Source organism: Acinetobacter sp. 'aerobic (ED)', from assembly GCF_904886855.1.
GTDB classification, from domain to species: Bacteria; Pseudomonadota; Gammaproteobacteria; order Pseudomonadales; family Moraxellaceae; genus Acinetobacter; species Acinetobacter courvalinii.
Map to the genome: position 1 here is coordinate 335080 of NZ_CAJHGI010000003.1, position 26520 is coordinate 361599.

Annotated in this window: 24 protein-coding genes and 1 pseudogene; 19 read left to right on the forward strand and 6 right to left on the reverse strand. The window is 41.9% G+C overall.

The features are described 5' to 3' along the window. Positions 1-421 precede the first annotated feature (421 nt). From JO943_RS07690 to JO943_RS07705, 5 genes and pseudogenes are all read left to right on the forward strand, one after another. Complete coding sequence (locus tag JO943_RS07690) at positions 422-949, forward strand: pilin (RefSeq protein ID WP_265102659.1); 528 nt, start codon at positions 422-424, stop codon at positions 947-949. 195 nt (positions 950-1144) lie between these two features. Further along, a pseudogene (locus tag JO943_RS18640) lies at positions 1145-1247 on the forward strand (pilin); the annotation flags it as partial. Then, positions 1226-1660, forward strand: a complete 435-nt coding sequence (locus JO943_RS07695) for a pilin (RefSeq protein WP_413814527.1) — start codon at positions 1226-1228, stop codon at positions 1658-1660. The pseudogene JO943_RS18640 and the gene JO943_RS07695, both read left to right, overlap by 22 nt. 35 nt (positions 1661-1695) lie before the next feature. Next, entirely contained in the window at positions 1696-2430 is a 735-nt protein-coding gene (gene tfpZ / locus JO943_RS07700) for a TfpX/TfpZ family type IV pilin accessory protein (protein WP_202740439.1), read from the forward strand. An 81-nt stretch (positions 2431-2511) separates the two neighbouring features. Continuing rightward, positions 2512-4164: a PglL family O-oligosaccharyltransferase gene (locus tag JO943_RS07705; protein ID WP_202740440.1), complete on the forward strand. Its 1653-nt coding sequence runs from the start codon at positions 2512-2514 to the stop codon at positions 4162-4164. A gap of 62 nt (positions 4165-4226) precedes the next feature. Here the strand turns inward: JO943_RS07705 and bfr are convergent, their stop codons facing one another. The 6 genes from bfr to gmk all read right to left on the reverse strand — a co-directional run bounded on the left by bfr (position 4227) and on the right by gmk (position 9173). Next, entirely contained in the window at positions 4227-4691 is a 465-nt protein-coding gene (bfr, locus tag JO943_RS07710; protein ID WP_005227625.1) for a heteropolymeric bacterioferritin subunit Bfr, read from the reverse strand. 266 nt (positions 4692-4957) lie between these two features. Further along, entirely contained in the window at positions 4958-5152 is a 195-nt protein-coding gene (locus tag JO943_RS07715; protein WP_004776027.1) for a bacterioferritin-associated ferredoxin, read from the reverse strand. A 182-nt stretch (positions 5153-5334) separates the two neighbouring features. Continuing rightward, complete coding sequence (locus JO943_RS07720) at positions 5335-5715, reverse strand: RidA family protein (protein WP_005227623.1); 381 nt, start codon at positions 5713-5715, stop codon at positions 5335-5337. A gap of 164 nt (positions 5716-5879) precedes the next feature. Beyond that, positions 5880-7994: a RelA/SpoT family protein gene (locus JO943_RS07725; protein WP_005282720.1), complete on the reverse strand. Its 2115-nt coding sequence runs from the start codon at positions 7992-7994 to the stop codon at positions 5880-5882. A 207-nt stretch (positions 7995-8201) separates the two neighbouring features. Next, positions 8202-8480 carry a DNA-directed RNA polymerase subunit omega gene (rpoZ, locus tag JO943_RS07730; RefSeq protein WP_004657467.1) on the reverse strand — a complete coding sequence of 93 codons (279 nt, stop codon included), beginning with the start codon at positions 8478-8480 and terminating at the stop codon, positions 8202-8204. Between the two features lie 69 nt (positions 8481-8549). After that, positions 8550-9173, reverse strand: a complete 624-nt coding sequence (gene gmk, locus JO943_RS07735; RefSeq protein WP_005227618.1) for a guanylate kinase — start codon at positions 9171-9173, stop codon at positions 8550-8552. 103 nt (positions 9174-9276) lie between these two features. Between gmk and ispH the strand changes: the two genes are divergently transcribed. From ispH to JO943_RS07805, 14 genes are all read left to right on the forward strand, one after another. Beyond that, entirely contained in the window at positions 9277-10227 is a 951-nt protein-coding gene (gene ispH / locus JO943_RS07740) for a 4-hydroxy-3-methylbut-2-enyl diphosphate reductase (RefSeq protein ID WP_005227615.1), read from the forward strand. Between the two features lie 140 nt (positions 10228-10367). Beyond that, positions 10368-10934: a Tfp pilus assembly protein FimT/FimU gene (locus JO943_RS07745; RefSeq protein WP_202740441.1), complete on the forward strand. Its 567-nt coding sequence runs from the start codon at positions 10368-10370 to the stop codon at positions 10932-10934. Further along, positions 10934-11476 (forward strand): type IV pilus modification protein PilV, encoded by a 543-nt coding sequence (pilV, locus tag JO943_RS07750; protein WP_202740442.1) that lies wholly within the window; start codon positions 10934-10936, stop codon positions 11474-11476. The genes JO943_RS07745 and pilV (JO943_RS07750) overlap by 1 nt, the downstream gene beginning before the upstream one ends. A gap of 1 nt (position 11477) precedes the next feature. Next, on the forward strand, positions 11478-12455 hold the full coding sequence (locus tag JO943_RS07755) for a PilW family protein (RefSeq protein WP_202740443.1): 978 nt from the start codon (positions 11478-11480) through the stop codon (positions 12453-12455). A 13-nt stretch (positions 12456-12468) separates the two neighbouring features. After that, a complete protein-coding gene (locus JO943_RS07760; protein WP_005227595.1) occupies positions 12469-13221 on the forward strand; it encodes a PilX N-terminal domain-containing pilus assembly protein in 753 nt (250 codons plus the stop codon). An 11-nt stretch (positions 13222-13232) separates the two neighbouring features. Then, positions 13233-17351, forward strand: a complete 4119-nt coding sequence (locus tag JO943_RS07765; RefSeq protein WP_202740444.1) for a hypothetical protein — start codon at positions 13233-13235, stop codon at positions 17349-17351. 1 nt (position 17352) lies between these two features. Beyond that, positions 17353-17925 carry a type IV pilin protein gene (locus JO943_RS07770; protein ID WP_202740445.1) on the forward strand — a complete coding sequence of 191 codons (573 nt, stop codon included), beginning with the start codon at positions 17353-17355 and terminating at the stop codon, positions 17923-17925. 35 nt (positions 17926-17960) lie between these two features. Then, positions 17961-18359, forward strand: a complete 399-nt coding sequence (locus tag JO943_RS07775) for a type IV pilin protein (RefSeq protein ID WP_050560007.1) — start codon at positions 17961-17963, stop codon at positions 18357-18359. A 316-nt stretch (positions 18360-18675) separates the two neighbouring features. Beyond that, positions 18676-19179 (forward strand): GspH/FimT family pseudopilin, encoded by a 504-nt coding sequence (locus JO943_RS07780; RefSeq protein ID WP_202740446.1) that lies wholly within the window; start codon positions 18676-18678, stop codon positions 19177-19179. Beyond that, positions 19176-19661 (forward strand): type IV pilus modification protein PilV, encoded by a 486-nt coding sequence (gene pilV / locus JO943_RS07785; RefSeq protein ID WP_199973304.1) that lies wholly within the window; start codon positions 19176-19178, stop codon positions 19659-19661. Before JO943_RS07780 ends, pilV (JO943_RS07785) begins: the two co-directional genes overlap by 4 nt. A gap of 1 nt (position 19662) precedes the next feature. After that, positions 19663-20691 carry a PilW family protein gene (locus tag JO943_RS07790; RefSeq protein ID WP_202740447.1) on the forward strand — a complete coding sequence of 343 codons (1029 nt, stop codon included), beginning with the start codon at positions 19663-19665 and terminating at the stop codon, positions 20689-20691. Beyond that, the gene (locus tag JO943_RS07795) at positions 20688-21419 is read left to right on the forward strand and encodes a PilX N-terminal domain-containing pilus assembly protein (RefSeq protein ID WP_202740448.1); all 732 of its coding nucleotides are present in this window, start codon (positions 20688-20690) and stop codon (positions 21417-21419) included. The genes JO943_RS07790 and JO943_RS07795 overlap by 4 nt, the downstream gene beginning before the upstream one ends. Positions 21420-21431: 12 nt before the next feature. Next, positions 21432-25949, forward strand: a complete 4518-nt coding sequence (locus JO943_RS07800; protein ID WP_202740449.1) for a PilC/PilY family type IV pilus protein — start codon at positions 21432-21434, stop codon at positions 25947-25949. Between the two features lie 121 nt (positions 25950-26070). Then, positions 26071-26505, forward strand: a complete 435-nt coding sequence (locus JO943_RS07805) for a type IV pilin protein (RefSeq protein ID WP_345787884.1) — start codon at positions 26071-26073, stop codon at positions 26503-26505. The last annotated feature ends 15 nt before the right edge of the window (positions 26506-26520 follow it).

Here is a 26520-nt window from a genome sequence, read left to right on the forward strand (position 1 = left end):
TTTCATCAAAAACCTGGCTTGTTATTTTAGAAAAAATAAATTATTGTGCAGACAATTCTGTATAGATAAATTTCTAAATCGCAAGCCTTCTTATCAGCTTCCGATAAACGGCAAGAAATAATAAAAAATAATTGAAATAAATTTTGTGTGATTCAGGTCGCTCAATTTAAATACAATTCGAAAGTAGTCAAATTTAATATCTAAAAAAACGCATAATAAAGCAGTAAAGCTGACGTTATTTGTCATTTTTTTTCTTAAAACGTCTAAATTGCTCTGCTTTTATACAGCATGAAAATTTTTTAAGTCCCTGTTTTTTTAGAGTAAAATTGGCTAAGCTAAGGACTGGCATAAAACATGCTAAATACTAAGTAGCTGAAAAAAGCTTATAAAAAATATCCATTGGAGAAATGTTATGAAATCAATGCAAAAGGGTTTTACTCTTATCGAATTGATGATCGTTGTGGCGATCATTGGTATTTTGGCGGCAGTGGCAATTCCTGCTTATCAAGACTATACGGTACGTGCAAAAGTATCTGAAGTAATTGCTGCGGGCGCATCTGCTAAATCTGCAATTTCTGAAGGTTTCCAAACCAATGGTATGGTTGGTGTTGATTCTGCTGCTCAAGCAGTAACGCGTGGTGCATCGGGGGCTGAAGTAAGTAAGTATCTTGAGTCTATTACTGCTGATACAGGAACAGGTACACTTACATTATTAACTTCTGCAGATGCAAGTTTGCCAACTGATGCTCGCCAAAAACAAGTGGTGATGGCTCCTTATATTTCTGTAGCTGGTTCGCCTAAAGCATTAGCTGATGGTTTGGAAGGTTCAGTTGAATGGTCTTGTATGACTTCTACAACAGCTCAAGCAACGGCTCGTGGTTTTGCAACTGGTGCTCCTGCAGCTGCTGATGCTTTACCAGCTAAATTTGCCCCATCAGAATGCCGTTAATTTGTATATAAGAAATTTTAAAAAGAGTGCTGAGGCACTCTTTTTTTATACATATAGTTTTAAAAGTTGTCATATTATGACTTTATTGTATATAGATATTAAACTTGTATTAAGTTAAGCTTTTGAATTATAAGGGTTATATTTGTGGCATGGTTCTTGAATTGAACAATTAAATTATATTTAGGAAGTTGGGTCATGCATAAATCGTCACAAGGTTTTACCCTTATTGAACTGATGATTGTTGTGGCAATTATTGGGGTATTGGCTGCTATCGCTATACCTGCATATCAATACCATGCTGCACGTGCAAAAGTCAGTGAAGCTTTGGTGATGGCGAGTGCTGCCAAAACAATGGTGAGCGAGTCTTTTCTTGTGGGTGGGGCGGCTGTAATGGCGAGTACAGCAGCAGATTATAGTGCAAGGGCTGCCAGCGAAAAAAAGACGCGTTATGTCGATGATATAAAAATTGATAATGATGGTGTGATTACTGTGACGTTAACGAGTAATACAGCAGTTGGTTTACCAACTGATGTGCTGGGAGAGACGGTAGTATTAACACCGAATATCGGTGGAACTAAATTAACAGCAACATCAAATGGAACAATAGATTGGGCCTGTGCGACTACATCTGCTACGAATGCTACAGCAAAAGGTCTAGCTGCAGATTTGGGAAGTTTACCTGCAAAATATGCACCTGCAGAATGTAGGTAGAAATATTAATTTTTGAGAATAGATAGGTAATTTTAGTGTCAAAACGCCTTAAGTTTTTTTTAGGTCACTTAGTAATTTCTTTTTTCATTGCTTTAATCGTGGTCGGGGTGGTGTTTTTTATCTGGTATCCATTTCCATTGGCAAAAGCAGTTGGAGTGACACATATCTTTTTAATGATGCTGGCAATTGACGTGATTATTGGACCATCACTAGGGCTGCTGGTTTATAAAGAAGGAAAAAAGACTTTAAAGATGGATCTTAGTATCATTATCCTGATTCAGATTATAGCATTAGGTTATGGCGTTTATAGTATTGCTCAGGGGCGACCAGCGTGGCTGGCTTATAATGTAGATCGCTTTGAGCTGATACGTAATAACGAGATTCTTAGAGAACAGATAGCTCAAGCAAGTCCTCAATATCAACAGCCTTCATGGTTAAAACCTCAATTGGTCGGTGTTGAATTTGCTAAAGATAAAAATATTCGTGGCGATGAAATGTTTGCAGAAGTGCTTGGAGGAATTTCGATTGCCCAGAAGCCAGAACGTTATGTACCTTTGGATAACGTAAAAAAACAGATTCAACAACGGGCACAAAATTTGGATGTTTTAAACCAATTCAACGATAAAGCTTTGGTGGAAAAGACGCTATCTAACTATCCACAAGCAACTGCCTTTGTTCCTCTAAAAGCCAATGCAGTAGATATGACCGTTCTCATTAACACAGAAAAAGGCGAAGTGGTTAAGATTGTCGACTTACGTCCATGGAAGTAAATTGTAGTTTTTATCTAATATTCGATTTCTATCCCAAGGCTTAACGATATAATTCGTTAGGCCTTTTTTCATGTATGACCTATGCAATTTTTATGCTTTTTACTTGCCAGCATCTTGTTTAGTTTTGCCTGGCTATCCCCAGTCCATACCTATCCCTGGGTGACCTTTTCCAGTGAACTGGCAAGCTTTGGTGGTGGCGTGGCGTTACTGGCCCTGCTGTTCAATAAAAATGTAAAAATCCCGCGTCCTCAAATCTTGATGCTGGGTATTGCGTTTATTCCGCTATGCCAGTGGGCTTTTGGTTTACTTACGGATTTTAGTACCGCATTCCTGAGCTTCGGTTACCTGTTTGTGTTCTGGTTAATGATTATTGCGGGCTACAACTTAAGCCTACAAGCAGAGCAACGTGAACGGATCATGCTGGGCGTAAGCTATCTGTTGCTGAGTATTTCGTTCATCAGTGCAATTATGGCCATTGTGCAGTGGTTAAATCTCGAAGCCTATATTGATGGAATTATAAAGCTCAAGACCAGCCGACCTTATGCCAATTTCGGACAACCGAATAATCTGGCCACCTTTTTAATTATGGGCCTGATGGGTGGCTTATATTTATATGAAAAAAGAAGGCTGACTTTGTGGCTGTTAATCCCAGCAAGCTTGGTCACGCTCTTTGCCATCACGCTGACTCAATCCAGAACTTCCTGGGTGGTGTGTATATTTCTGTTCTTTTACTGGATTTATAAACAATACAAAAATTCACCGCGATTTAATTTTCCGAGACTACTGCTTTGGGTCGGGCTGTACTTGATCATTGCAGGTTACTTACTTCCTGTTCTGAGCCAATTCTTAAGCTCAAGTATTGATACTGGTGTGACCCAGACTGCATCCATTGCGCAACGTGCAGGGTCGGGGCATGAGCGCCTGGGTATGTGGGTGCAGATCTTACATGCCATTGCCGAGAAGCCATGGTTTGGTTATGGCTGGAGTCAAACCAGTATTGCGGTATTCGAGAGTATTCAGTTTAATACCGTACAGGTCTGGTTTAACAGCGCGCATAATGTAATGCTGGATTTGCTGGTCTGGAATGGTGTGCCACTCGGGCTGCTGATTATTGGCTATATCTCGTTATGGTTGTTCTGGCTGAATAAGAATGCCAAGGAAACCAGCTCGATTATTGCGATCTTGATGGTCTGTGCCATCCTGATTCATGCCATGCTGGAGTTTCCACAACGCTATGCTTACTTCCTGCTGCCTATGGGCTTTTTGCTGGGACTCATTCAGGCCCAAACACCAAAACTAAAAGGCATAACGGTCAATAAGCATGTCATTCGCTGTATTGGAGTGCTTGCACTGATCGTGGTATTGCTGATCTGGCGTGATTATAAGCTCTATCAGGAAAATAGCCGTCTGGTCTTTAAAAACCAAGCGCCTACAGCAGAAATTTTGGGTAGTTCTAAAATTATAGTACTGACCCAGTTTCAGCAACGTCTTGACTGGATTGCTTTAAAACCGCAAACCAAAATGTCTGAGACTGAGCTAAGCCTGTTGGGAGAAATGGTCAAGAATAAAGCCACGCCGTATAACCTGAAGAAGTATGCGCAGTTACTGGCCTACAATCAAAAGTTGGAGGAAGCAGAGCAACAGTTGGTGGTTTTGAGACAGTTGTATAAGCAAAAGGTGAGTCTGGCAGAGATTATCGAATTAAATAATAAGACAAAGGTAAAACAGTCTTAAACTAGGCTGTTTGCAATAAAAAAAACCAAAGCAATGCTTTGGTTTTTTTATTTGATGCAGATTTAAATCTGGCTTTGAATATAGTTTTCAATACCTACATTTTCAACCAGATCAAGTTGGGTATCGAGCCAGTCCCAATATTCTTCTTCTTTCTCTAGAATTTCCTGGACCAGGTCACGGGTCACATAATCTTGTTGAGCTTCGGCAAGCTCAACCGCTTGCTTGATCGCTTCGATATTTTCTTTGACTTTACGAATATCGCAGTTCAGCACTTCTTCGGTATGTTGGCCGATATAGAGTTTGCCTAAATGTTGTAAATTCGGTAAGCCTTCCAGAAATAAAATACGCTCAATGACTTTATCGGCGTGTTTCATCTGACGGATCGATTCTTTGTATTCAGCTGAACCTAACTGTTCAATCCCCCAGTCATTAAACATACGTGAGTGCAAGAAATACTGGTTGATGGCGGTTAAATGGTGGTAAAGCACCTGATTCAGTTGGTTGATAACTTCGCGATTGCCTTTCATTGCGTTTACTCCAAAAACACCAAGTGTTGATGCCCTAGTAGCTAAGGCAATTTATCTTATATTAATCAACAAATAATGTTCTGGCGAGTAATTTATAGAACGGCAAATGAAAATCACAATCATAAGAGGAGTATTTGAAACAACCGAAATTCAGTTAGGGATGTGATTTTCATAAAAAAACCGCTGGATGAGGAACCTTTGCGGTTCTGCAAGAAGCGGTGGAGTCGTAAAAGATACTTACATGAATGCGTCGTTTTTAAATTAAATCAGGCTGCAATGGAGATACGTGCTGCAATTTCAGCAAGCTCATCACTAATAATTGCACGTGCTTCAGGTGCACAACGACCACAACAGGTGCCTAGGTCGAGTAGGTCACGGATTTCACGATAGCTTTCAGCGCCGTTTGCAACAGCGTCTTTGATATCCTGATCTGTAATTCCACGACATAAACAGACATACATGGGAGTGATCCACAAATATAAATGTGATAATTGATATTATTGATAATTGTTATCGTTTGTCAATGAATTTCATTCTAATGCAGCTCATAACTTTATTGGGAATTTGAATAAAAAAATACCGCTTGATCGGCGGTATTTTGAGTATTTTTTATCTTATTGATAATTATAAGTTAAAAAATATCTTATGCAATGATCACAATACCATCCATTTCGACCAGTGCACCTTTGGGTAGACTCGCGACACCCAGTGCTGCACGCGCTGGATAAGGTTGAGCAAAATATTCGCCCATGATCTGGTTCACCAGTTGAAAGTGTGAAAGATCGGTCAGGAAAATATTCAGTTTGGCAATATCCGCCAAGCTACCGCCAGCAGCAGTACATACCGCTTTCAGATTGTCGAATACACGGCGGATTTGCGCTTCAATGCCTTCTACAAGTTCCATACTGTACGGATCTAAACCAATCTGGCCTGAGAGATAGAGCGTGTTGCCAACAAGAATTGCCTGAGAATATGTTCCGATAGCAGCAGGGGCGTGTTCAGTATGAATAACTTGACGTGACATTAAGCTCTCCTAAGTCCTATGTTTTCTCTTAAACAATGCGACTTTAACACAAAAGTGCAGACACGAAAGCGCTGAATACTGTTTAGTCGCTGTTGTTTGAATCTATTCTTGAGTTTTTACTGGATTGGAATCTGTGCAATATTGATTACGGCACAGCCTGAGTGTTAATGCACTGTTTCGGCTTTGGCAACTTCGGGCTGCACAATTGGCATATTCAGGCGTTCAATGCGTGGGAAACCGAAGTGCATACGTAAATCACGAATGATCTGGGCAATCTGGTTACGGTTACTGACGACGATGTTGACGTAGGTTTTCTGGTCTTGGGAATGGACCATTTCAACGCCTGTTTTGGCCTTACGGCATTGATAGATCAGGTCAGAGATTTGTTCATCATTCATTTCCATATGAATGCACAGATAAGCACTGAAGCGGACATCATCAATTTCTTCAGATTGCCAGTTAAGCGGCATAATATTTTCTGGGTGTAGATGTTGTTCATGTAATAAATTACGACAACGTGAACGATGCACGATTAAGCCGCGTCGTGATAAGTGCCCCTGAATCGGATCGCCCAGAACTGGATTGCAGCAATGCGCATATTTGACATCGACACCTTCAGTCCCAGCGATCAAGCGGTCAGATGTTTCCTGATGCTGTGAATAGTCTTGTGAAAATAAATGATTGGCGACCAGCTGAGGCAGTAAATCACCGACTGCAATCTGTTCAAACAGGGTGTCTTTGCTACTTAAGTGACGCCATTCAAGTACGTTAATCCAGTCGGTTTGCGACAGGTCATTGATCGAACGCTGGAACAGTTTTAAGGCCCGGTTCAGGGCTTGCTGACCGACCAGACGCTGTTCATCAATGTCTTGCTCGCGTAGCATGTTCTGTAAGGCACGACGGGCTTTCTGGGTGTTGATAAAGCTGAGCCAGTCCGGATTGGGGGTGGCCAGTACATCGGTAATGATCTCGACCACCTGTCCGCTATGCAAGGGCGTCGATAAAGGACGGATTTCGCCATCGACTTTGGCGCCCACTGCATGGTTACCTAAAAATAGGCTGGCTGAATAGGCAAAATCAACCACCGTTGCACCTTGCGGTAATTCGTGTAATTGCCCGTGTGGGGTATAGACCCAGATTTTTTCCTGATGCAAATAGTCCAGCAAGTCGCTAAATGTGGTTTTGGCACAACCGCTATCGATTAAGGTATTCAGATTCTGCATCGACGCTTGGATCGCAGAACGGCAGGCTTGTGGCGCATTTTCACCCAGCACCACCCCGAAACGTGCAGCTTTGCGCATTAGTTCGGTTTGAATGGTCAAGGAAAGCGTGGTTTTCTCGCCCTTGAGCTTGATCATTAAGGACTGGTTACCCCCTGGAAGAGGGCGGCGAATATGGTCGCTATATTGTAAAACCTGAAAATTATCTTTGAGCGCATCGACCAGACGGTCACAGTCAGCGATGCTTTGTAAAATGATTTCAAAGGCATGGCTATGGCTGAGTTCATTCAGGTCGATTTCATTTTTAACAAAGTGACGCAGTAATTCGATATTGTTATTTTTCTTTTTAATACGACCTTTTAAGTCATGATTTTTTAATAGGTCGGTCAGTTTTTGTTCCCAGATGGCCTGATATTCGCAACGTTTGGGTTTGGTTTCCAATAAGGCGGTTTGCACATCATTGAACATATCCAGATCAAGATTTTGATAGCAGAGATGTTCAAGGTTATCCGCCATTTCATTCATACCGACCAGACGCGCCATAGGTACAAAAATATCAAAGGTTTCCTGCGCAATACGGGCACGCTTATCGGGACGCAGTGCGCCCAAGGTGGTCATATTATGATAGCGGTCTGCCAGTTTAATAATAATGACACGCGGGTCTTGTAGAGTTGCCTGTAAAATTTTTCGGAATGATGCGGCTTTGTTATATTCTTTATCGCTGGAATGGCTGAGTTTGGTCACGCCATCCACCAGTTCGGCTACCACCAGACCATATTTCTGTCCGATTTCGTCTTTGGTAAAGTCAGTGTCTTCAATCACGTCATGTAGTAAAGCGGCCATCAGGGTATCGGCATCCAGACGCATATGCGCAAGAATGCAACTGACCGCAATCGGGTGTAATACATAGGGTTCACCGCTTTTACGGGTAATACCGCTATGGGCTAAATCAGCAAAATCGCAGGCAGCAAGCACACGTTGAACGTCACTATCCTTGAGATAGGCTTCAATGATGACTTTGAGCTGTTGCTTGGCTTGGCTGACTTCTTCGCCTGGCATATAACACCTTTTTAACATGAATTCAGTAATGAATAAGCTTATCTTCTAATGAAAAGCAAATTGCAAAGCTTGTCAATTTGTTCATTATAAAAACTCGTAAATTTTTTCAATGAAGTATATTGTTTTTACCAATATAACGCCGAATTTTATAACAAACAAAAAAGCCCAGTGTCTTCACAATGGGCTTTTCAGCAGAGCAAATTCGATTTAGAAAGTGAAACCTTCTAAGTTTAATGAATTTGTAGACAACACCATATCAAGGTTTGATGTTTGATAGTCTTGATCGCGTTGTTTTAAAATTTCTTTAGTCACATGTCCTACTGCGATCTCGCGTAATGCAACCACTGTTGGTTTGTCATTATCCCACTCTACAGTTGGTTCCATGCCTTGACGTGCCAATTGACGTGCACGTTTACTCGCTACCAGTACCAACTCGAAGCGGTTATCTACATGGTCTAAACAATCTTCAACGGTTACACGTGCCATAAGTTGTCTCGTCTGAACATCACATTTGAAAGACTGAGTAGTATAAAAGGCTTTTATACAAGACTCAAGTTATTCGCGATTAAGGGTAATCAAGTTTTGGATTAATTGCTGATGACGATTGCTTTGCTGCAAGGTCACCAAACGGTTTGCGGTAATAATGGCTTCCAGGTCATGTACTGCTTTATTGAAATCATCATTGATAATGACATAGTCAAAACTGGCAAAATGACGCATATCCTCTACGGCACAACTTAAGCGGTGTTCAATCACGTCGACAGAGTCGGTACCACGATTTGACAGGCGCTGTCTTAAGTCATACTGGGTTGGTGGGAGAATAAAGATCTGTTTTGATTCAGGAAAAAGTCGACGAACCTGTTCAGCACCTTGCCAGTCAATTTCGAGTAAAACATCATGACCTTGTTCAAGCTGCTCTTTCACTTTGGCTTGTGACGTACCGTAATAGTTTCCAAACACCTCGGCATATTCGATGAAACCACCTTCATCGACTTGTGCTAAAAAGCTTTCTTTACTGGTAAAATGATAGTGAACGCCATCGAGTTCACCAGGACGTTGACCGCGTGTAGTATGTGAGACAGAAACGTGCAGGTTGCTGACTCGATCGAGTAGGGCTTTGACCAAAGATGTTTTGCCCGTTCCTGAGGCTGCAGAAACGACAAACAAGAGACCCGACATGATATTTTTCCTGAATATGATAAAATATCTTGGCTATTGTAGTGTAGCGTGCCATTAAACGAAATAGTTTGGCGTAAAAATTCAGTTGATCAGAGAGGTTGTTATGGAAATCGTGTTGGCCAATCCACGAGGCTTTTGTGCTGGTGTTGACCGTGCTATAGCAATCGTCAATCGGGCACTGGAATGTTTTAATCCGCCAATTTATGTCCGTCATGAAGTGGTCCACAACAAATTTGTGGTCGATGATCTGCGTCAGCGTGGCGCCGTTTTTGTGGATGAGCTGGATCAGGTTCCTGACGATTCCATTGTGATTTTTAGTGCGCATGGCGTATCCAAAGCAGTACAGCAAGAAGCAGAACGCCGTGGTCTAAAAGTATTTGATGCGACTTGTCCCTTAGTCACCAAAGTACATATCGAAGTAACTAAATATGCCCGTGAAGGGACTGAAGCGATTCTAATTGGACATGAAGGCCATCCGGAAGTTGAAGGCACCATGGGCCAGTATGATAAAACCAAAGGCGGCGCCATTTATCTGGTTGAAGATGAAGAAGATGTGGAAGCCTTAACGGTCAATCATCCTGATAAAGTGGCCTTCGTTACCCAAACCACGCTTTCAATTGATGATACGGCGAAAGTGATTGATGCGTTACGGGCGAAATTTCCACAAATCCAAGGTCCACGTAAAGATGATATTTGTTATGCCACACAAAACCGTCAAGATGCGGTACGTGATCTGGCGGAGCAATGTGATGTAGTATTGGTGGTGGGTTCGCCAAACTCATCCAATTCAAACCGTTTACGCGAACTGGCCGAGCGCATGGGCAAATCTGCTTATCTGGTTGATAATGCCGATCAGCTGCAAAAAGACTGGTTTAAAGCCGACAGTAAAATTGGGGTGACTGCGGGTGCATCTGCACCTGAAATTTTAATTAAACAGGTGATCCAGCGTTTACAAGATTGGGGTGCAACACCACCAAAAGAGCTACAGGGACGTGAGGAAAATATCACTTTTAGTCTACCAAAAGAGTTGCGTATACAGGTGATACAAGCCTAATTTTATTAGAAAAATGTGAACTGGAAACGGATGGATGACACTCCATCCGTTTTTTTTGCTGCTTATCTGCTTTGTATTGGTTCTGTAAAAATAAAATTTAAGATAGAGTAGTGAATTTTTAAAAATTGGGTGCTGGGGAAATGGGGAAAACTCGGGGATTCACCTTAATTGAATTGATGGTGACGATTGCGGTGCTGGCTGTGATTGCGATGATGGCGGTGCCTTCATTTGGCAATCTCATTGCAAGAAAGCAATTAGATACAACCGCTAAAGATTTTGCTCTAGTTTTTGGGGAAACAAGAGGACAGGCCATTTCACTACGTAAAAAGATTACCTTGAAATTGACTTGCCCGACGGAGGCAGACTCGATAACTGGTGAAACGAAAATGGTTTGTCCTGCAAATACTGCGAATGAATTACATTGGATTTCACCTCGTGATGACATTGAATTGACGAGTGATAAGGTGGATGTCGTATTTTCTGGTTTGGGTATAGCACAACAACGTACCAAGCTTGTTGATAATCCGGTTTGTAGTGCGACACCTAGTCCAAACGAATGTGATAATGATCCGACGAATAATCCTCGTAAAATTCCTGAAATTGTTCCTCTGGAATTTACTCTATGTAATGCAGAACTGGCTGAAAGCCGGACAATTTTTGTCTCGAAAATCGGTACTGTAGATAGTATTAGCTCGGGGACGTGTTGATGATAACAAGAAAGATTGAGAAGGGCGTAGGACTGGTTGAGGTATTGGTCGCTTTAGTGATTTTAGCCTTAGGTGTTTTGGGGTTTTCAGCCTTACAGTTAAGAGCATTAGATGCGGCCCAAGAAGCCACAGCACAAACAGTTGCCATGAATACAGCCAGAGATCTTGTTGAAAGAATTCGTGTAAATCGGACTGCTTTGGCAAGATATCAAACGACCATTAATGCTCAAAACATTGATGAGAACAAACTTGTATGTAATGGGGCAACGCGTCGCGATGCGACCCCTGCTACAATGAAAATAGATTTACCCAAGTGTAATCCGTCAGCAATGGCTGAGCATGATGCAACCGAAATATTAAGAAAAGCAAGCGATCATGGTCAGGTGATTGTGATGGCGAATTGTGTGGCCAGTTCAATGAATTGTGTCTATGTTGCATGGGCTCCGACAACAATTACAGCAACGAACGTAAGTCAGTGTGTGAATACAACCACAGGCACCTATATTGTCGACGCAAAATGCTTGGTGATGGAGGCCTTTTAAAATGAATAATCATATGGCTAAGCATCGGGGTTTTACTTTAATTGAATTAATGATTTCACTGGCATTAGGACTCTTGATTAGTGCGATTGCAATTCAGTTATTTTTGACAAGTCAGCGTAGTGCAACAACTCAGCAAGGCATGATGAACTTGCAGAATACAACGTTATTTGGATTGGGTGAGGTGATTAATCACTTACGCATTGCAAACTTGAATGCTTCACAACCTTTTATTGACGATATGGTGTTGTACGGAGGCGTGGTTTTTAAACCCAACAATATATCAGACAATCTGCCTAATTTTACGATTAGTAATGATCTTTTAACCCGTGGAGGGATTGGCGCATCCAATCTGGTAGGCGTTAAAAGTGATCAGCTTGTCATTCAATATAAAGTCAATACGCCTAATCAATTTGATTGTGAGGGTACTGGCTTAACGGTAAGTGACTATGTGGTAGAGCGCTATTTTTTAAGAGAAGATATCAATAATAACGATCCGAATAAACCTCTTGCATTGGCTTGTAAAGCAGCACGTTATACAGCGGAATCAGCTAAGACCAATACCACTTTAGCTCTAACAGGTAAAGGCGAGATATTAATTCCTCGGGTTGATCATTTTAGTGTTCGTTTAGGGGTTGCTTATGATGGTGCGAATGCTGCTTGTAATGCTGTAACTCAAACAGATGCGAGTGGCAGTATTGTCAATATAGCAGCAGATACCCGTTTAGACTGTTTTAGTTATATGGATATTGAAGACTACCGGGCTCTAACAGGGAAAAAACCACAAATTGTTTCTATTCAAATTGGTCTTTTAGCTCGTTCTACAGATACCGTTGGAAATAATCAGTTTTTTGATACGAATCAGGTTTATCAAGTCTTGAATGTTGGTGCAAAGCTAACACCGAATGACCGAAACAAACTGTATTTACGAGATGTGGTAACGCAGACCATCGCCATTCGCAATGGATTTGGTATTGAGTAATGGGGATGATGATATGAAGAATATAAGACAAGATCAGGCTGGGTCCGTTCTAATCGTTGTCCTCATAATGCTGGTGCTTTTAACGCTAGTTGGGACATGGGCGATTAGAGGCAGTATTACCTCTTTAAAGATTGCGACGAACGCTCAGGCCCAAGCTTTACTTAAGCAAACCAGTGATTCTGTATTTTATACCTTGGAAAATAAAACTGATGATGCGTTGGCTTTTACGCAAATGCGTATCGGTGACGGCATGTTGAATTATACCCTACGCCCTGAAAATAAGGGAAAGGAGCTGGTCTTTTGTGTGCGTGGTGCAGTGGTAGATAACTTTGAAGGCAGCCGTTTAGCAAGCGTAGCGTATTGGGATGATCAAGGCGTAATTAGTAATACGGAAATGGGAAAAAATGGTTTTTGTCAAAAGAATCGTATAACGGACTTCTTGAGTGGTCGTAATGCAGTAATGACACAAGTAACAGTGCGGGCTGCTTCCAATGATAGAGACTGGGAACACATGCTGGAAGCAGATGATAAAGAAAGCTCAAAAAGTACAGGGATTCAAAAGGTTGTAATTACAGCAACTTCGATTCTTCCTAATTTCAGTGAAGCCAGCACAACTGAAATTAATACCTGTTTAACAAATTTTACGAGCTTCGTAGATGAGGCCAGACAGAATACAACAGTGACTGATTGTTTATCAGATAAGAATGTTCCATACAGTACACAAGAAATGGAATACACCATTAAAACGATCAGTGCATCTTCATAAGGAAAACTCATATGAAAAAGCTAGAAATAGAAAAAGTTAGCCAAGATGATGTACAGCGTGTGCAGGGGAAAGATTGGGCTAATCAATTTAAGGTCAGTACGATTGCGGCTGCAATCACTTCATTGATTTGTGCTAGCGTCCCTAGTTATGCCGCAGATTTAGAGATCTATAAAATTCCAGAAGATAGTGTTGGTTCTACAACATTGATGTTAATGCTGGATACTTCAGGGAGTATGGCATGGAATATGGGGAATACGAATACTGCTAGTGCGGGTAATAGTCGTTTAGATATTTTGAAAAAAGGTTTGAATGATGTTTTGCAAGGCACAGCGAGTATACCGCGGGTCGATGATAAAATTGTAATGGGTCTTTCTGACTTTAGTGGGAATAATGGTCGAATTTTAGTACCTGCAAAAGCTTTAAGTACATTAACAGGCGGTCGAGTAGTTGATAGTATTTATAAAAAGCCCCTTTGGCAAAGCTACAACAGAAAAGTTCAGACAGGAACAGACCGGTGGGGAAGACCTACATATACGAAAACATTGTATTATAACGCATGTACAAATTGGGATATAAATAATGACAACTGTTTAAGCTGGAGTGGAGAAACTAGAAATACACCTTCTGGCTATACAACAACAGGTTATAAAACAGATACGAATGTTACATGTAATTATGGTGATTATTCAGATTGCTTATCTATTTGGTCTGAGCGGATAAAATATCGTGATGAAACCCATAGAGATGTTTTATTAACAGCGATTAGTAATCTAAAAGCCGGTGGAGGTACGCCGACACCTTATGCATATGCTGAGGCAGCAGCATATATGATGGGTACAAATACCCTAAATATGAATGTGCAGCGCTATTTTGTGCGCTCTAATAATAATTATTATGTATATTGCCAACAATGGGACACGAATGGAGGTTGTTCTGGAGGGTGGTATGGCTGGAACAGCGGATTCTCATATCCAGCGGGTTACATAAAAGGCCCTAGCGGTATTATAGATGGATATAGTGGTAATTATTATATTGGTCCAGCTGCTACAGCTTATTCAGGTTGGACAAACTCCGTGGACGCATCAAAAACTTCTCCAGCAAGTAGCGCCACACATTATGAAGCTCCAGCCTCAATTACAGCCCAGTTGGGAACGAGTGAATCCGCAAGAGCAAAACGAGAATGTAGTGGGCAAGGAATTTACTTTTTAACAGATGGTGAACCTGAACCGAATGGTACAGCGCCAGGTGCTGATGGTAAGAGTGGTACAGCCTATGAATTAATGAGTCGAGCCTTGGGGGATAAAGGCGATCTATTTAGTTGTAATAATAGCCAGTTAGGGAAAAGAACACCATATAAAAATAACGCAAATTCATGGACATGTATTGGGAACTTTGCTGAAAGTTTATTGTCATCAACAAAAAATCCTGTCGGTTTGGAAATCAAAACAGCTGTTGTGGGTTTTAGTTCCAGTTTTAGTAGTAATACAAATAATGATGTAAATGATGCCAAAGACTGGGGCACGATTGGTAAGGGTAAGTGGTATGTAGGTACTGATTCACAAAGTGTTGTGGATAGTATCAATAATTTCATTAATGAAATTAATAAAGATATTCCAAGCATGAGCACAGGCTCATCAACTGTTCCAATGGATACCTTGAATCCTGAAATTATTCAGCCTCATGCCTATTTCCCTCAATTTGAACCAAAAATCAGACCCGAAGATTCCCAGCAGTTATGGTTTGGTAATGTAAAAAAATACTATGTCGTCAATAATGGCGTATATTCCAATGCCAGTGGCGGAGCCGATTATACGGTCGTTAAAAAGAGCGTCTTGCAAGATTTACCAGATAGGTGGGCAAAATCAGGTGTTAACTATCCTGACAATACACCGATCTATAAAAAAGGCGGATTATTAAGTCAGCAAACTTTAGGCACTCAAACGACAACAACCAATGGTAGTACAACCACATCTACAGCGCGTAGAGTGCTTACAGATTATGTATTTGATGGCACCAAAAGTGCTGAAGCTCAAATCAGCCGTAACTTTGATTTGAATCAAATTCGTTATACCTATACGACAGATACGACCACCAAAACAGATACAGCCGCAAAAGTAAGAGGTCTGATGGCGCTGTTGGGTTATAACATTAGTTCTGATACAGAAACAAATGGCTTAAATCTTGCCAATACATCAGCAAACTTGCGTCAAATGGGAAGTGTATATCATTCATTACCAGTGCTCTTGACTCAAGAAGGTAAAGCTGTTGCTTCTAGAAATACAACGACGAACAAGATTCAAATTAATACGGTTGGACGTAAAGATTATTTGATGTTTGGTACAACACAGGGGCTTCTAAGTGTTGTGGATGCTTCTTCTGGAGTAGAAAAGTTCAGTTTTGTCCCAAGTGAGATGGTTGAAAAACAGTCTGAGACATTTAGGGAAAATGCTGGAAATCTAGTCGGGGGTAAAAATGCACTTTATTATGGCATGGATGGTGAATGGACGGCGCATACGGTTTATGTTACCAAACCGGATGGAACGCTGACTGTTAACGGGGCTGTGCGTAATATTATTGGTGGAACAGCAGAAGATAAAGAAAACCTGAATGGTAAACAATGGGTTTATGGTGGTATGCGGATGGGAGGGCGGAGTTATTATGCCCTTGATCTAACAGACATTGATAATCCTAAACTTAAATTTCATATAGATCCGAGTACAGGCAAAGTGTATTCGAAAGCGAATCCTGCTGGAAAAGAGTTTTCTCAAATTTCAAATATGGCACAAAGTTGGTCTAAACCAAAACTTGACTATGTAAACTGGAAGGGGAAACGCAAATTAGTTATGTTTGTGGGTGGGGGATACGATGCAGGCGGTGATGATGGTGATGGTCTGAAATCAAATGGTATCCGCACAGGCTACGCTGGTTATGAAAATTATAATTATAACCAAACCAATAAGAAGGGTGCTGGAGTATATATGTTTGATGCCAACAATGGCGACTTACTCTGGTACGCAGATGCAAATACGGAAGCAGATACACCAGCTTCAGGGGCAGGAACAACCACAACTGAGGCGATTCCTCATCTAGTCAATAGTGACCTAAAATATAGTGTGGTAAGCGAGATTAAAACTGTTGATCGTAATAATGATGGTATGGTCGATCATATTTATTTTGGAGATTTAGCTGGACAGGCATTTCGTATCGATTTTGCTCGTAGTCCTACAAAATTTACCACTCAAGCCACTAAAATTTTGGATCTTCATCAAACTGCAACAGCAAAAATTGGTAAAAGCCCACGCTTTTATTTACCGCCAGTCTTTACAGCTCATCATAGTTCAGCGCGTAAAGAAGGTGCTGATGTGGTTGTTGCGACTTTTATATCTGGAAATAAAAGTTCTCCGCTTTTAGCAACAGCTGACTCTCCTTTAACAACTGGACAACGGGATTCTGATAACCTGCAATATGACGCTGTCTATGCAATTTATGATTATGATATTCACCCAGACGGGAAATTTTTTCCAAATACCAATAAAGGTGCCAGGACTTTAGCAGCAACCGATGCAACTACAGCGTCCACGAGCCAATTAAAATATATTAGTAATAGTGATATTGCACGAAGTGACACAGATACAACGCTGGTCAAAGGTGCTGTAGCGAATCCATCTACAGGTTGGGGGGGATGGTACTATCGTTTTGAGAAGAAGTTTAGTGAAACTGGAACGAATCGGGAAAATGCGAGTGCAGCTATTATTAAAGGTTTGGCTCCACTTATTGCAATGGAAGGAAGTCTATACGTTACGATGTATGATGCTTCAAATAATGGTACTTCCTCTAGCTGTGGGGCAGGTGTAAAAGGGCATAGTTTTACTCAACGCTTGTGCTTGCCGACAGGTGTATGTGGTCAGGATGCGAACTACATTTATAATTTAGGGGCGGGAATTGTAAACCTGAACGTAGGTTCTGTTGATGGTGGTAGTACTAAATCCATTATCGTTCCGGATCCAGCAGATATTGGCGCTGGCTGTATAGGAACTGCTTGTCAGACAAATAAAAAATTCCTTACAGCAGGCGGTGATCTTCACTTTATTCCAAATCGTTGGTATGAACGATATGCGAAGGTAGATTGAAATGATTAAAGTGAATCTACCTGCCATTCAGTATAATCATAGATTCAATCGAGGTTTCACCTTGATTGAATTGATGGTTGTCGTTGTGATTGTTGCAATCTTTGCAGCTATTGCAATTCCGAGTTATCAGCATTTTACACGCCGTGCTATTGCTGCTCAGGCGCAACAAGAAATGTATAAAATTGCTGAGCAATTAGAGCGACATAAACTAAAGAATTTTACATACCTTGGCTTTAATGCGCGGTACCTTTACCCAGCACCTCCATCACCGAGAGTGGATAGTTTTGTAGAGGCAACACAGATGCTTTCTTTACCTCTGGAGAGCAGTAATCCAAAATATACAATTAGGATTAGAGATGGGGGAAATGCGAATCCTTTACTCACAAACGCTACCGCAATGGGACAAAGTTGGGTCATTACAGCCATTAGTAGTGATGTTAAGAATTTTTCTTATCTATTAACAAGCACTGGAATTAAGTGTAAGACAATTACTCCAGTGAATATCAATATTAATCCTGGTTCAAGCACCCCCCCTGCCAAGGTGGCGTGTGGTACAGGAAGTGAGGACTGGTAGTGCATTATAAAAAAGGATTCACACTGATTGAATTAATGATTGTGGTGGCGATTGTCGCGATACTTGCTGCAGTTGCTTATCCTTCCTATCAGCAATATGTCAAAAGAACAAAGCGGACAGATGCACAGTCTGAAATGATGATGATTGCTCATACGCTCAGTCAGTTTAAAGTTACGCGAGGGACTTATGCGGGCGCTGCTTTAACAGGCACTTTTGGAGTATACGGAAGTACAGTAACGCCAAAATCTGGAACAGCATTGTATGATTTAACACTGACAACAACCGCATCTACCTGGACATTAACAGCTATACCTAAAACGGGTACTTCACAAGTGGGTGACGGAAGTATTGTCTTAAATTATTTAGGGCAAAAATGTTGGACTAAAGGTTCGAGCTGTACCCCATCCGCAACCAGCAACTGGGATGGTCGGTAATCTCATAGCTGTAATAGCCAGATAAAAAAAGCAAACCGCTAGGGTTTGCTTTTTTTATGAATCATTTTTGATGTTATTTAACATTATTAACAATAATAACAAGTAAATGTGATCAAATTATCACTTATCTGCTGTTCCATACCTTTTATCCCCTAAAGGTAGCTTTTCGTGTATTTTAGGTTGAAATTGATAACTAAACATGAAAACAATCACGAAAAATAGTGCTTCTCTCATTGATATAATGAATTGATTTTACTTACTTAAAATACTTGAGAGCGCTGTTACAACAAAAAGATTTGTGCATATGGAGGACTATATGCAACAAGCCCATTACGATGTGGAGCATCGCACTTTATCTTGTGCACAGGTTAAACCTCGCTCAGGATTTACGATGATTGAACTGATCATCACCATCGCTGTTTTAGCAATCATTGCTTTAATGGCGGCTCCCTCATTTGCTGCCATGTATAACCGCCAAAAGTTAGAGTCCTCCGTACGTGAACTGACCATGAAGGTGTCAGAAGCAAGAAGCCAAGCCGTTTTACTTCGCCAGACTACAGGCCTATGTCTGGCATCTTTATCACTCGAAGATTGTGCAACTGCAATTGCGATTCCCAAAACTGAAACACAACGCATTTTTATTGCCCGTTTAGAGAATGGCGTGTCTCAAACAAATGCCTCTGCGACAAGTCTCAGTTTTAGAACGAATGGGAGTATTGCTGCACAAAAAGACTTTATGTTGGAGCGACAAGGCCTTTCTTATTGTGTTCGGGTGGGGGTAATCGGGGATACCATTATCACGGAAGGAGCCTGCCCATGAAGATAAAACAACAAGGTGTGGGGCTGGTCGAAGTCTTGGTCGCGCTGGTCTTATTGGCGATCAGCGTATTGGGTTTTGCGGCCTTGCAGTTACGGGCGGTGGACTCCAGTCTGGAAGCCAATAAGCAGGTGATTGCCTTAACCATTGCACGTGATCTGGCAGAGAAAATGCGTGCCAATCCACAGGCGACCCGGGCTGGAAAATATAAGGTTGCAGCGGTAGAAGTCCCAAAAACGTCAGTATCAAATGTAGCGGATAAACCTGAAAAAATCGCGATACAGGATTTACAGAATGCGGCCCTACAAGCCAAAGACAGCGGGATGAATCTTGCTGTAGATCAATGCCCAACAGGTAATAACCGACAATGTATTTATGTCGCCTGGGATGAAACCAATCTGGCAGGAAATGATGGAATTGCCTCATGTATTAAAGATGGGGCTTATGTTTCAGGATCACACTGCCTGTTTCTGGAGGCGTATTAACATGGATAAAAGCCTCGCAGACTGTAAAACCTATAGCAACAGCCAATCTGGCTTTACCCTGATTGAGTTGATGATCTCACTCACTTTAGGGCTACTGATTGTTGCAGCGGCCATTCAACTCTTTATTACCGGAATCACCAGTTATAAATTGCAAAAAGCCATGGCACATATTCAGGACAACGCCAGTTTAGGTCTGAATTTTATTGTAGATGATATCCGTAAAGCCAATCTGAGCTCACCTGTACCTGCAGTCAATGACCAGATTGGTTATGCCGGAATTTTGCTGACTTCAAACAATGTCGGTGAAAAAATTGATCTGAATTGTGCAGATTGCTTTGCCAATAACCAGCTTACCAGTTTTGGCAATGCCAATGTGACGGGGCTGACCAATGACCAGTTACTCATCCGTTACCAAGCACCCCAAGGCGGACTGGACTGTTCGGGCAAAGACGTGAGTAGCGGGACATTTGTGGTACAGCGTTATTATGTGGGATCAACCGCAAAGGATTCACGTCAATCCCTGCGCTGCCAGGCAGCCCAATATCGTCAGACTTCACTTGATGCAAAAACCGCAACAGATCGTTTGAAACTTGCCTGGGCAGACAGTCAGGTCATTTTACCCAATGTCGATTTCTTTCAGGTGCGTTTGGGGTATATGGATGGTGATCTCAATAGTGCTAACAGTACCTTGGCTTATGCCGATATTAAAAACTATATGGCTTTAAAGGCAACTTCAAAAAATATTGATGGGGTAACACAACTTGTCCGACCGCATGTCCATGCCATTCAATTAGGCGTGCTGGTTCGTTCTGATGACAAAACGGGCAACCAGTCGATTATTAAAGAACGCAATAAAGAACCATTTCAGGTCTTGGGGACTTCCGTCAAGCTGATACCGGCCTATCAGGATAATTATTTACGTCAGGTCGTGAATCAAACCGTCTCTTTACGCAATGCAATGGGTTGGGTTTCAGAAGGTTGTGATAGCAGTAAAACCCCAACCTGTACAAATGGGGGGGCTGGAACATGATTCAGGCTCAACGCGGTGCGACACTCATTGTTGTACTCATGATTTTATTAATGATTACGATTATTGGGACACTGGCGATACGTCAAAGTATCAGTTCATTGAAGCTGGTGAGTAATCATCAGATCCAGACTTTGCTGGCCCAGAATGCGGATGCAGCCCTGATGTATTTTCAAGATCCAAACACGCAGCAGAACCTTGCTTCTGCAAATGGTGTGGTCGGGTTCTTTAAAAATGAAAATAACAAAGATGCAGAGCTAGTATTTTGCTTTTCAGGAGTAGATCCCTTTGCCTTGAGTAAAGCGGGTTATCGGCTAAACAGCCAATCTTTTAACATTAATAGCTCTGGTGCGGGTGCATGTACTGAAACCTCGGCAAAAAACTCAAGTGGCCGTAAACAGGTGGTGACTCAGGTTTACATCAAAAGACAGTTAACACCGACCCAACCTTTTGCTGATCTATCTCGTGGTACAGAGGTAACAGGGGCAAAGACCGAGAACAATATTCGCTTGCGTGTCTATGTGGTGTCGGTGATGCAAGGGTTGTTAACGGCTGATGCTTTATTTAAAGCAGACAATGATCCTGACAAAGGTTGCCTGACCAAGAGCATAGATAATAACGGCGTCAATGAGGTTGCCAGCTGTCTTAAAAAAAATACAGAAAAACCGATATATAACATACAAGTCGCAGAATATCGTTTCTTGTCTGACTTTGAACCAACTGGTTCATAAGGGAGAAATGCCATGAATAATAACAAGATGAAGAAACTAGAAAGATATGAAGGTCAGCACAAGAATAAAGTTAAAGGCTTGCTGTTAAGCTGTACAGTATTGTCCAGCCTTCTCATTCTTTCATCGGTGGCATCAGCCAGTGATATTGAAATTTATCAACCTGCGGCAGGCAATAAAAAACGTTTAATGCTGATGGTGGACCAGTCTCGTAGTATGGGGGGAGCTGGTCTTTTGGATCTAGTGAAAGATTATCCACTGTGTGTAGATCAAGGTGTCACCGATGTACTGGGTAAAAATGGATTAAATCTCGGTATAAAAATTGCGGGTCAGACTGATCTCATTAATGTCACAAAAGAGGCCACTGATCTGATTAATCAGGCGATTTTGAAAGGTGTGCTCGGCAATGGACAGGGACAAGGAATTTTAGATTCGATTGCTGAAATCAAAACTGAACAGCCGAATACGATGTATCCATTTCCTCGCCAATCTTGTACGGTCGTGACCACAGATGCAACCGTCAAGCTGTTGGATAATTTATTGAATGGTTTGTTAGGCGTAAAAACAGGATTATCGGCAGAACAATATATTCGTGAAACCTGTGATCCGTTGATTGATATTAGTTTGCTCAAATCCATTACCAATTCATCTACTGTGGGAATTTATCGTTGCTACGATAAGAACTCGCGTGTCCGGATGGCACTGACGGATGTATTAAAAGGCAAGAAGGGTGAGGCGGGGCTGCCAGATATGGAACGGATACCTGATAGCACCATGGTCGGTTTATCAATTTCACCTTACAACCATATAGCCAATGATCGCGCTGGGGCAATTGTTTTTGAACCTAAGTTACTGAGTGATATCTATACCTATAACGGAAAAACACAGAGTCATCGTCAGCACATCATTGATTATATTGCCAGCGCCAATATGGACTCAAAAGGTGAGTTTAGTCTGCAAAGTTTATTGACGATTGTTCCTAAACTGGTGGGTGGTTTGCTTAATGATGTGGTTGCAACGCTTGGGCGAGTTTTAAAAAATCCATTTGATGCAGTGGGTGAACTCTTAAATTTAGAAAACACGAACAATGCATTAAAAGATGTTTTGAATATGCTGGGGTTAGGTGGCAACAATCCAATGGCAAGTACTTATGCAGAAACTGGGGCTTATTTACTTGGCAATACCACCAAAGGGACTGGAGCAAGACAATATGGAAAACGCAATTATCTTCTTAAAATAGGAGGGTTGGGAATTCCAACTAGTTATAAATGTACTGGATGGGAGACAGATAGTACAACATGTGCAACTTGGGATGATGTTGGTTTTTTAGGTCTAGGTAGTCTAGATACGAATGGCTATAAATCTGTTGATGCGAATTTGCTCAATGTGTTAGGGATATTAAGTGTAGGATCACAAGAGATATATTATGAATATCGCTCTGATGTAAATGCGAAATATAGCGGTTTTACGGATAGTCAAAAGAATAACAGTACAATTAATCCATTGATTAAGAGTAATGCTAACTTCTATCAAGCACCTTCAACTGCACCGCAATGTGATGCCAATGGCTTAATGGTCATTGCGGGTGGCGTACCGACAATAGCACCGACTTTAACTGACTCTTTATTACAGCCTAAAGGCAGCCAGTCCGAAGCGACTAAGGTTGCGATGGAACGTTTAATGGCACGCTCTTTAGATAACTCTCAGAGTTTAAGTGTCCAATATAAAGATGGCCGTTTGAATGATAGTTGGAACTTTAGATGTAATTCAACAGACTTGAAGCCAACCACGCTAGGTAATAACAAGAACTCAAATGACAATACTGACTTTGCGACCTGGCAGTGTATCGGCGCCTATGCACGTGATATTCGTGCATTAAAAACCAATCCAATTAAGACGGCCGTGATTGGACTTGATCGTTCTTTCTTGCAACTTCCTGAATATATCGCTGGGCAAGAAAATAGCACGGATACGAAAGGCCTAACCCAGATTTCAACTACCAATGTTGCGCAGGATCAGTTGTTAACAGGTATTGTGCCTAAAGCGGTAAGAGATTTGCTGGGTGTAACAGGTTCCCTCTTGGATGGTTTATTGCCAAATAGTCTGATTGGAAGTGGCCTGACCACAGGAATTACCAGTTTGTTAGATCGTTTATTACCGCGTAATCCAGAAGACATCAAGAATATGGCGCGTTGGGGCGTGATTGGTGGTGGGGGTTGGTATAACGCCGCCAATAGCCAGAATATTGCACAAAGTATTAAGGATTTTCACGATAATTTAGGTGTAACCGATGGTGATCCGATTGGGTTGCAGACGATACCTGAAGATCCGCTTACGCCTTATCGTATGAGTAACGATGTGTATAAAAGTATGTTTGAACCGACTGAAAAAGCCAGTTGGATCGGGAACTTCAAAAAATACTACGTTGAAACAGACAACTCGGTGAATAAGCTGAAAGATGCCTGGGATATTTCAGCAAACAGCTATGATGTACAGGACTGGAATAAGGGCGGGTTACTTGCCAAACTTAAAAATCTGAAAAATAAAACCGATAATTCAGATCCGACCAAGCCGATCATTACAGAGCGTAAAGTCCTGATCAATCGCGACTGTCAGCAAATTGACAATACCACCACCTATCAATTCACTGAAGTGGGTGCCTTAAAGACAATTAATAATAAATATCTGGACATCAAATGTGGTTCCGCTACAACAGCCCGTTCCGATGATAAAGGTTATCTGCTGATGAATCTGTTGGGGTATAACGTGGGGAATGCGGCAACCACAGCAGATCTGACAGAAGCAAACCGGACCAACTGGAAAGTGGGCATGAACCTGCATTCAACACCGGTTAAATTGACTCAGGAAGCGGTCTTTAATGCAGACAACAGTGTGAAAGAGCGTAAGGACTATATGTTATTTGGCACCACCCAAGGTGTGTTACATGTCGTTGATGCCAAAACTGGTGAAGAAAGTTTTGCTTTCGTACCGAATGAAATGCTGGAAAATACCCAGCAAAGCAAAGCATTTCTGGAAAAGCCAGCTGGTGTAAAAGCCGATATGGCTTATGGGATCGATGGTGCCTGGACCATATATAGCGAATACGCTTACGGCATGAAAGCAGTAAGTAGTGGCAGTGTCAGCAGTGAGATTGTCGCGACTGTGGGCGAGATCAAGAGCGATGGTAAAGTTGTCGCGAAAGGCAAGCAAATCGCCTATGGTGGTTTACGTATGGGAGGACGCAGTTATTACGCCCTGGATCTCAGCGACATCAGTCAACCCAAACTTAAATTTCATATTGATCCGGATCGCAATCGCATTATTAGCCTGCAAGCTGATGGAACCTATAAAACCACAACCAATACGGCATTAGCTGCGATGGGGCAAAGCTGGTCTAAACCGACCATTACCAGCATTATGTATAACGGTGCAGCAAAACGTGTCATGGTTGTTGGCGGTGGCTATGATATGGAATATGAAAAAACTGCACCAGTGATTACCAATGCCACCAAAGGACGTATGGTGTATATGTTCGATGCAGACAATGGTGACCTGATCTGGTATGCAGGCGGCGATAATCAAAGCACATCATGTGGATCTGGAGATAGCAACCATGGCATGAAAATGAAAGACTTATATAGTGTAGTGAGCCGGATCAATGCAGTAGACCGAGATGGGGATGGACTGGCTGATCATCTTTATTTTGGTGACTTGGGAGGACAAGTCTGGCGGATCGATTTGAATAAGGATCTTGGAACCAAAGATAGCGGATGTGGCAGTTATACAATGTTGTTTAAAGATAGCAATAGCCGTTTTTATGAAGCACCAAACTTTAGTGTTTACGGTTATGAACAACCTCTTGCCGTGGTGAGTATTGCCTCAGGAAACCGCAGCCTGCCATATAGCGATAAGAACTCAAGTAGTACGGTTTATAATCTTTTTGATCAGGATGTGGTGCGCAGCAACTTTTCGATCGGTAATAGTAGTAGCACACCAAAACTTTTGGCAACGGATCTTAAAGCGATGCTGACAGCCAGTGATCTAAAAGGTAAAAATCTGGTGCAAGTCAAGGCCATGATTCCAAATGGCTGGTATGTACAAGCCAATAGCGTTGTTGGCAAAGAGCTGGATGACCAGGGCAATGAGACGGCTTTAAGTAGCCAGATCGGAAGTAAAGTTCTGGGCGAAATGGTGGTGATGAACAAGAGTCTCTATGTCAGTGTTTATAATCCAAATACCACTGCAGGGAATGGTTGTAAAATTCAAGCCAATGGTGCTACGACAGTGCAACGTTATTGCTTACCTTTTGGGGTTTGTGAACAAGACGTAAAAGATAGCACGATGAGCTTTGGCGCCGGGCATGGAATTGTTGAATCGATGGTGGGCGCGGGTATCGGACTCAATGACAAAAATGGAATTACCCGTCAGTTACTTAATCCGAATGCCAAGGATAAAATCGGAAGTAGCAAATTATCTGCGAATACCATGCGTCGCCAACTGGTTCCACTGACTTGGTATGAACGTAATGAATAAAAGCAAGAGATGCCATCATTTTGCTCCAAAGAGAGGGAGAGATATACACGCTTTCTCTTTGGAGTGGCATAGACTGGCTCTGGTAAAGCTCGGCGTGGCGGGCTTTACCTTAATTGAACTGATGATTACGGTGGCGATTGTTGCAATTATCGCAGCGATCGCGATTCCGAGTTATGAGGTCTATATCCGTCGTGCGGAACTGTCTACGGCACAACAGGAGATGCTTAAGGTTGCAGAACTGCTGGAAAAACACCGGGCACGTAACTTTAGTTACGATGGTTTTGTGCTAAAAGGCACCTCGACCAATCAGGGACCCTATTATTCGGTAGCGAGTGCAAGCAATAACAGCCTGTTGTTACCTTTGGATGCAAGCAGCGGCAAGCAGAAATTTACCATGACCTTAACGCTGAATGCGCAAACATGGGCTTTAACAACGCTGAGTGCAAACCCCCGAAATTATTCCTTGCTTTTGACCAGTGCGGGAATTAAATGTAAGACCAAAACACCTGCCAATATCACCGCTCAAGCTTGTGGACTCGGGCAGGAAGACTGGTAAGACAGCAGATTTTAT

Bases quoted from the DNA above. Each gene is read 5' to 3' on its own strand.
- JO943_RS07790 (WP_202740447.1), top strand. From the start codon at position 19,663: ATGGATAAAAGCCTCGCAGACTGTAAAACCTATAGCAACAGCCAATCT.
- JO943_RS07745 (WP_202740441.1), top strand. From the start codon at position 10,368: ATGGGGAAAACTCGGGGATTCACCTTAATTGAATTGATGGTGACGATT.
- JO943_RS07770 (WP_202740445.1), top strand. From the start codon at position 17,353: ATGATTAAAGTGAATCTACCTGCCATTCAGTATAATCATAGATTCAAT.
- JO943_RS07690 (WP_265102659.1), top strand. From the start codon at position 422: ATGCAAAAGGGTTTTACTCTTATCGAATTGATGATCGTTGTGGCGATC.
- JO943_RS07780 (WP_202740446.1), top strand. From the start codon at position 18,676: ATGCAACAAGCCCATTACGATGTGGAGCATCGCACTTTATCTTGTGCA.
- JO943_RS07760 (WP_005227595.1), top strand. From the start codon at position 12,469: ATGAAGAATATAAGACAAGATCAGGCTGGGTCCGTTCTAATCGTTGTC.
- rpoZ (WP_004657467.1), bottom strand. From the start codon at position 8,480: ATGGCACGTGTAACCGTTGAAGATTGTTTAGACCATGTAGATAACCGC.
- pilV (WP_202740442.1), top strand. From the start codon at position 10,934: ATGATAACAAGAAAGATTGAGAAGGGCGTAGGACTGGTTGAGGTATTG.
- JO943_RS07720 (WP_005227623.1), bottom strand. From the start codon at position 5,715: ATGTCACGTCAAGTTATTCATACTGAACACGCCCCTGCTGCTATCGGA.
- pilV (WP_199973304.1), top strand. From the start codon at position 19,176: ATGAAGATAAAACAACAAGGTGTGGGGCTGGTCGAAGTCTTGGTCGCG.
- JO943_RS07755 (WP_202740443.1), top strand. From the start codon at position 11,478: ATGAATAATCATATGGCTAAGCATCGGGGTTTTACTTTAATTGAATTA.
- JO943_RS07725 (WP_005282720.1), bottom strand. From the start codon at position 7,994: ATGCCAGGCGAAGAAGTCAGCCAAGCCAAGCAACAGCTCAAAGTCATC.
- JO943_RS07775 (WP_050560007.1), top strand. From the start codon at position 17,961: ATGATTGTGGTGGCGATTGTCGCGATACTTGCTGCAGTTGCTTATCCT.
- ispH (WP_005227615.1), top strand. From the start codon at position 9,277: ATGGAAATCGTGTTGGCCAATCCACGAGGCTTTTGTGCTGGTGTTGAC.
- JO943_RS07800 (WP_202740449.1), top strand. From the start codon at position 21,432: ATGAATAATAACAAGATGAAGAAACTAGAAAGATATGAAGGTCAGCAC.
- JO943_RS07705 (WP_202740440.1), top strand. From the start codon at position 2,512: ATGCAATTTTTATGCTTTTTACTTGCCAGCATCTTGTTTAGTTTTGCC.
- JO943_RS07765 (WP_202740444.1), top strand. From the start codon at position 13,233: ATGAAAAAGCTAGAAATAGAAAAAGTTAGCCAAGATGATGTACAGCGT.
- JO943_RS07805 (WP_345787884.1), top strand. From the start codon at position 26,071: ATGATTACGGTGGCGATTGTTGCAATTATCGCAGCGATCGCGATTCCG.
- bfr (WP_005227625.1), bottom strand. From the start codon at position 4,691: ATGAAAGGCAATCGCGAAGTTATCAACCAACTGAATCAGGTGCTTTAC.
- gmk (WP_005227618.1), bottom strand. From the start codon at position 9,173: ATGTCGGGTCTCTTGTTTGTCGTTTCTGCAGCCTCAGGAACGGGCAAA.
- JO943_RS07795 (WP_202740448.1), top strand. From the start codon at position 20,688: ATGATTCAGGCTCAACGCGGTGCGACACTCATTGTTGTACTCATGATT.
- JO943_RS07715 (WP_004776027.1), bottom strand. From the start codon at position 5,152: ATGTATGTCTGTTTATGTCGTGGAATTACAGATCAGGATATCAAAGAC.